The following is a 6,340-nucleotide window of genomic DNA, read 5'->3' as shown; positions in this document are numbered from 1 at the left end:
GAATTGCCACTGCCCGGCCTGCCCTGGCGGCTGGTCTACCGTGGCCACGATGGCGCGGACGTGGTGATCCTGCGATTGCTGTAGCCCCAGACGACAACAGGGCGGAAGGTGCCAGGCACCTTCCGCCCCATGGTCATGGTCCGGTCAACCGGCTATCGGATTACCGGAAGAGCGACAGGACGCCCTGTTCCGACCGGTTGGCGAAGGACAGCGCCTGGATGCCGAGCTGCTGGCGGGTTTGCAGCGACACCAGATTGGCGCCTTCCTCGTTGAGATCGGCCAGCACCAGCTTGTCGCCGCCGATCTTGAGGGTGTTGATGTATTCCTTGGTGAAGTCGGCGCGGGTTTGCAGCAGGGCCACGCTGGCGCCGATGGTCTTGGCGCTGGTGCGGACCGAGGTGATGCCAGAGTCGAACATGTCGATATAGGCGTCGAAGATCGACACCGAGGCCGACACGTCGGAGAACGCCGCGGCGGCGGTGGAGCCGGCGATCTTGGTGATGGCCTGGCTGCCGGCGATGTAGGTGGCGTTCATGGTGAACGCGGTCAGCACCAGACCGGTGGAGATGCGGACGTCGGCGCCATCGACCTGGAGGACGGCGGCGGTCTTTTCCGAGAACTGCACCTTCAGGTTGGCGACGGTGGCGTTGATCAGGTTGAGGCCCTGATAGGAGGCGTCGTTGGCCAGATGGTTCATCTGGGAGGCCAGGGTCTGCAACTGGGTGCCGAGGGTGGCGCGCTCGGAATCGGACGCCGACTTGGCCGACAGCACGATGCCTTTCATCTGCACCAGGACGGCCTCGACCGCTTGCAGGCCGGACAGCGCCGTCTGGAGCGAACTGACGCCCTGGTCGATGTTGTCCTTGCGGGCGGCCAGATCGCCGGCGCGATCCTTCAGCGCCTTGTTCTGGAAGTACGCGACCGCATCGTCGATGGCGGAACTGACCTTCAGGCCGGTAGCCAGACGGGTGTTGGTCCGATCAACCAGGGTGCCGGTACCTTGCAGCGACAGAAGATTGCCGCGGATGGCGGCGGAGAGCGTGACATCGGTGGCCATGACGGCGAACTCCCTGGAGTCTTGACGGCCAACCGCTGGTCAACCGCCCGGATCGGATTCTGAAAGGCGACTTTGGCCGGAACTTTATTAAAATTTTCCTTCTTTCAGAACGGAAATGTCCCGCTCAGCCGGCCAGCACCCGCTCGATCCCGTCGATGGCTGCTTGCGCGGCTCCGGCGTCGGGACCTCCGGCCTGCGCCATGTCGGGACGGCCGCCGCCGCCCTTGCCACCCAGCGCCTCGGCGCCGACGCGGACCAGGTCGATGGCGCTGAAGCGGCCGGTCAGGTCCTCGGTGACGCAGACCACCAGACTGGCCTTGCCGTCGGCGGTTCCCACCAGCACGATCACGCCCGAGCCGATCTGCTTCTTGATCTCGTCGGCCATGCCCTTCAGGTCCTTGGCCGGAACGCCGTCCAGCACCCGGCCAGCGAAGGTGACGCCGGCCACGGTCTTGGTGGCGGCGCCCTGGCCGCCGCCAGTGGCGAGCTGCTTCCTGGTCTCGGCCAGTTCCCGTTCCAGCCGGCGGCGATCCTCCTGCAACTGGGCGATGCGGACCGGCAGGTCGGCGGGGGCGGCCTTCAGGGTCTCGGCCACCCGCCCGATCAGGTCCTCCTGGGCTTGGGCCCAGGCGAGGAAGGCCGGGCCGGTCACCGCCTCGATCCGGCGGACGCCGGACGCCACGGCGCTTTCCGCCACGATCTTGAAGCCGCCGATGTCGCCGGTGCGCCGGGCATGGGTGCCGCCGCACAGTTCGGTGGAGAATCCGCCCATGGAGACCACCCGGACCTCGTCGCCGTATTTCTCGCCGAACAGGGCCATGGCGCCGGCCTTGACGGCGTCGTCGGGGGCCATGACCTTGGTCGCCACCTCGGCATTGGCGCGGACCTGGGCATTGACCTCGGCCTCGACGCGGCGGGCCTCGTCCAGGGACAGGGCCTTGTTGTGGGCGAAGTCGAAGCGCAGCCGTTCCGGCCCGACCTGGCTGCCCTTCTGGGTGACGTGGTCGCCCAGCACGTCGCGCAGCGCCGAATGCAGCAGATGGGTGGCGGAATGATGGCCGCGGGTGGCGTCGCGCCGCGCCACGTCGATGGCGAAATGGGCGTCCTCGCCCACCGCGACGGGGCCGCCTTCCACCGTGCCGAAATGGACGATCAGGTCGCCCAGCTTCTTCTGGGTGTCGGTGACGGCGACGATGGCCTTGGCCCCGGAACCGGGGGCGCCGATGGTGATGATGCCGGTATCGCCCATCTGGCCGCCGGACTCGCCATAGAACGGAGTCTGGTTGGCGATGATGGCGACGCTGTGGCCGGGATGAACCGCCTCGACGCTCTTGCCGTTCTCCACCAAGGCGACGATCTTGCCCTCGGCCTGCTCGGCGTCGTAGCCGAGGAATTCCGAGGCCCCCAGCCGGTCGCGCAGTTCGAACCACAGGCCCTCGGTGGCGGCCTCGCCCGAGCCGGACCATGCCTTGCGGGCCTCGGCGCGCTGGCGTTCCATGGCGCCGGCGAAGCCGTCGGTATCGACGCCGATGCCCTTGGCCTTCAGCGCGTCCTGGGTCAGGTCCAGCGGGAAACCATAGGTGTCGTACAGCTTGAAGGCCACTTCGCCGGCCAGGGACTGGCCGTTGCCCAGCTTGCCGGTCTCCTCCTCCAGCAGCTTGAGACCCTTGTCCAGGGTGACCTTGAAGCGGGTTTCCTCCAGCTTCAGGGTCTCGGTGACCAATGCCTGCGCGCGGATCAATTCGGGATAGGCCTCGCCCATCTGCCGCGCCAGGGCGGGGAACAGCTTGTACAGCATGGGCTCGGTGGCGCCCATCAGGTGGGCGTGGCGCATGGCCCGGCGCATGATGCGGCGCAGCACGTAGCCGCGCCCTTCGTTGGAGGGCAGCACGCCGTCGGCGATCAGGAACGAGGCCGAACGCAGATGGTCGGCGACCACCCGGTGCGACACCCGGTGGGGGCCGTCGGGATCGGTTCCCGAGGCCTCGGCCGAGGCGGCGATCAGCGAACGCATCAGATCGACGTCGTAATTGTCGTGCTTGCCTTGCAGCAGGGCGGCCAGGCGCTCCAGCCCCATGCCGGTGTCGATGCTGGGCTTGGGCAGCGGAATGCGGGTGTCCTTGTCCACCTGCTCGAACTGCATGAACACCAGATTCCAGATCTCGATGAAGCGGTCGCCGTCTTGGTCGGGGCTGCCCGGCGGGCCGCCGGGAATCCCGTCGCCATGGTCGTAGAAGATTTCCGAGCACGGACCGCACGGGCCGGTATCGCCCATCGCCCAGAAATTGTCCGAGGTGGGAATGCGGATGATGCGGGATTCGGGCAGGCCGGCGATCTTCTTCCAGGCCGCCGCCGCCTCGTCGTCGTCGTGATAGACGGTGACCAGCAGCCGGTTCTTGTCGATGCCGTATTCCTTGGTGATCAGCCGCCACGCCAGCTCGATGGCCAGATCCTTGAAGTAGTCGCCGAACGAGAAATTGCCCAGCATCTCGAAGAAGGTGTGATGCCGCGCCGTATAGCCCACATTGTCCAGGTCGTTGTGCTTGCCGCCGGCGCGGACGCATTTCTGCGAGGTCGCGGCGCGGACGTAATCGCGCTTCTCGATGCCGGTGAAGACGTTCTTGAACTGCACCATGCCGGCATTGGTGAACATCAAGGTGGGATCGTTGCGCGGCACCAGGGGGCTGGACGGCACGATGGCGTGGCCGTTCTTCGCGAAGAAGTCGAGGAACGTGGTGCGGATGTCGTTGGCTGTCTGCATGGCTTCCATCGTGCTGGGGGTCAAGACCCGGACAAGGCGGCATTTTTACCGTGCGGGGACGGGCCGTGTCCAGGAGCCATCATTCCACCCCCCCGGCCAAGGATGGCCGCGAAAGGCCAGGCCGCCCAATTCGGTTGAAAGCCTTGTTCACCAGCATTATGATTGGCGCGCCCATGATCAAGGTTGCAAATATCATGACGAATTGCAGAATATGTGGAAATAAAATTGATAAATTCATGACATTCGGCCGGATGCCTCTAGCAAACGGCTTCCTTACAGAAGCACAGTTCAAGGATGAATATTTTTTTGAACTTGCACCAGCCTTCTGTGAATCCTGCCATACATTCCAGATTGTCGACCAGCCCGCGCCGGAAGCCATGTTCCATGGGGAATACGCTTTCTTCTCCCAGACATCGCGTTCCATGGCCGTTCATTTCGAGGCCTTCGCCAAGGACACCATGGCGCGGCGGCTGGGGCCGCAGGACCCCTTCGTGGTGGAACTGGGCAGCAATGACGGCATCATGCTGCGCCACTTCGCCAAGGCCGGCATCCGCCATCTCGGCATCGAGCCGTCGGCCAATGTGGCCGAGGCGGCCCGCGCCCAGGGCGTCAACACCCGCTGCGCCTTCTTCGGCGCCGAGACCGCCCGCGAGATCATGGCCGAACACGGCCAGGCCGACATCATCCAGGCCGCCAACGTCATGTGCCACATTCCCGACCTGAAGTCGGTGGCCGAAGGCGTGGCGCTGCTGCTGAAGCCGGACGGCCTGCTGATCTTCGAGGACCCCTATCTGGGCGACGTCATCCGCAAGACCTCCTACGACCAGATCTACGACGAGCACGTCTATGTGTTCTCGGCCATGTCGGTGGCGCGCATCTTCGGCGCCCACGGGCTGGAGCTGGTGGCGGTGGAACCCCAGAAGACCCATGGCGGTTCCATGCGCTATGTCGTCGGCCGCAAGGGCCGGCACGCGGTGGAGGCCTCGGTCGCCGCCGCCCTGGCCGACGAAAAGGCGCTGGGCCTGGACAGGCCCGAGACCTACGACCAGTTCCGCCGCGATTGCGAGGCGTCGCGCGACGGCCTGATGGCGGCGCTGAACGACCTGGCCGCCCAGGGCAAGCGGGTGGTCGGCTACGGCGCCACCTCGAAGAGCACCACGGTCACCCAGTATTGCGGCATCACGCCGAGGCATGTGGAGTTCATCTCCGACACCACGCCGACCAAGCAGGGCAAATGCAGCCCCGGCGCCCACATTCCGGTGAAGCCCTATGACGCCTTCGCGTCGAACTATCCCGACGTGGCGCTGCTGTTCGCCTGGAACCACGCCGAGGAGATCTTCGCCAAGGAAGACGGCTTCCGCGCCGCCGGCGGCCGCTGGCTGGTCTATGTCCCCGAGGTGAAATTCATCCCATGATCCTGTGCAGCTACCCCCCGGCGCAGAACCGGCCCCGCCGCCAGGCCATCCTGGAGGCGCTGGCCCGGGTGGTCGACGCCGAAATCTGCATTCTCGGCCGCGAGGTGGCGGCGTTCGAGCTTGAAATGGCCGCCCATACCGGAACCGGCCATTGCATCGGCGTCAACAGCGGCACCGACGCCCTGGTGCTGGGGTTGCAGGCGCTGGGGGTGGAGCCGGGCGACGAGGTCGTCACCGTGTCGCACACCGCGCTGGCCACGGTGGCGGCGGTGACCCTGACCGGGGCGGTTCCGGTGCTGGTGGACGTCGATCCCGCCACCCGCACCATCTCGCCCCAGGCGGCGCGGGCCGCCATCACTCCCAAAACCAAGGCCATCGTCGCCGTCCATCTCTATGGCCAGCCCTGCGACATGGACGCCCTGCTCGCCCTGTGCCGCGAGCATGGACTGGCCCTGGTGGAGGATTGCGCCCAGGCCCAGGGCGCCCGGCACCAGGGCCGCCGGGTCGGTTCGATAGGCGACGTCGGCTGCTTCAGCTTCTATCCCACCAAGAATCTCGGCGCCATCGGCGACGGCGGCGCGGTGACCACCAACGACCCGCAAGTGGCGGAACGGGTGCGGCAATTGCGCCAGTACGGCTGGGACGACGAGCGCGTCAGCCGCCGGCCGGGCCACAATTCCCGCCTGGACGAGATGCAGGCCGCCATCCTGCGGCTGAAACTGCCCGACCTGGACGCCGACAACGCCCGCCGTGCCGCCGTTTCCGAACGCTACAACCGCGATCTTGCCAGCCTGGACCTGACCCTGCCGCCGGTGGTGGCCGGGACCGAGGCCGCCCATCACCTCTACGTCGTCGAGACCGGAACGCGCGACGCGCTGAAGACGCATCTGGCCCAGCGCGGCGTCATGGCCGGCATCCACTACGCCCTGCCCGCCCACGCCAATCCCGGCTATGCCGATATCGTCCGCCTGCCGCCCGGGGGGCTGCCGGTGACCGAGGCGCTGGTCGGGCGCATCCTGACCCTGCCCATCTATCCCGAACTGACCGAGGCCGAGATTTCCGCCGTCATCGGCGGAGTGACGTCGTTCTTCCGGAAAGACTGACCCG

4 protein-coding genes are annotated in these 6,340 nt (G+C 66.6%); 2 read left to right on the top strand and 2 right to left on the bottom strand.

The features are described 5' to 3' along the window. Positions 1-160 precede the first annotated feature (160 nt). Together MTBSS4_RS21620 and alaS are read right to left on the bottom strand one after the other, a co-directional pair. A complete protein-coding gene (locus tag MTBSS4_RS21620; RefSeq protein ID WP_173985453.1) occupies positions 161-1,057 on the bottom strand; it encodes a flagellin in 897 nt (298 codons plus the stop codon). 124 nt (positions 1,058-1,181) lie between these two features. Continuing rightward, a complete protein-coding gene (alaS, locus tag MTBSS4_RS21615; protein ID WP_173985452.1) occupies positions 1,182-3,818 on the bottom strand; it encodes an alanine--tRNA ligase in 2,637 nt (878 codons plus the stop codon). Between the two features lie 158 nt (positions 3,819-3,976). Between alaS and MTBSS4_RS21610 the strand changes: the two genes are divergently transcribed. Next, positions 3,977-5,233, top strand: coding sequence for a methyltransferase domain-containing protein (locus tag MTBSS4_RS21610; RefSeq protein WP_368667811.1), 1,257 nt, complete (start codon positions 3,977-3,979; stop codon positions 5,231-5,233). After that, positions 5,230-6,336: a DegT/DnrJ/EryC1/StrS aminotransferase family protein gene (locus MTBSS4_RS21605; protein ID WP_173985450.1), complete on the top strand. Its 1,107-nt coding sequence runs from the start codon at positions 5,230-5,232 to the stop codon at positions 6,334-6,336. The genes MTBSS4_RS21610 and MTBSS4_RS21605 overlap by 4 nt, the downstream gene beginning before the upstream one ends. Positions 6,337-6,340 lie beyond the last annotated feature (4 nt).

It is taken from the genome of Magnetospirillum sp. SS-4 (assembly GCF_902729425.1).
Taxonomy (GTDB): Bacteria; Pseudomonadota; Alphaproteobacteria; order Rhodospirillales; family Magnetospirillaceae; genus Phaeospirillum.
The sequence above is the reverse complement of the archived record's forward strand: the minus strand, read 5'-3'. Positions and strand labels throughout refer to the sequence as shown.

What these genes read in the sequence shown, in the direction of transcription:
- MTBSS4_RS21620 (WP_173985453.1), bottom strand. Translation starts at nt 1,057, where the DNA reads ATGGCCACCGATGTCACGCTCTCCGCCGCCATCCGCGGCAATCTTCTG.
- alaS (WP_173985452.1), bottom strand. Translation starts at nt 3,818, where the DNA reads ATGCAGACAGCCAACGACATCCGCACCACGTTCCTCGACTTCTTCGCG.
- MTBSS4_RS21610 (WP_368667811.1), top strand. Translation starts at nt 3,977, where the DNA reads ATGATTGGCGCGCCCATGATCAAGGTTGCAAATATCATGACGAATTGC.
- MTBSS4_RS21605 (WP_173985450.1), top strand. Translation starts at nt 5,230, where the DNA reads ATGATCCTGTGCAGCTACCCCCCGGCGCAGAACCGGCCCCGCCGCCAG.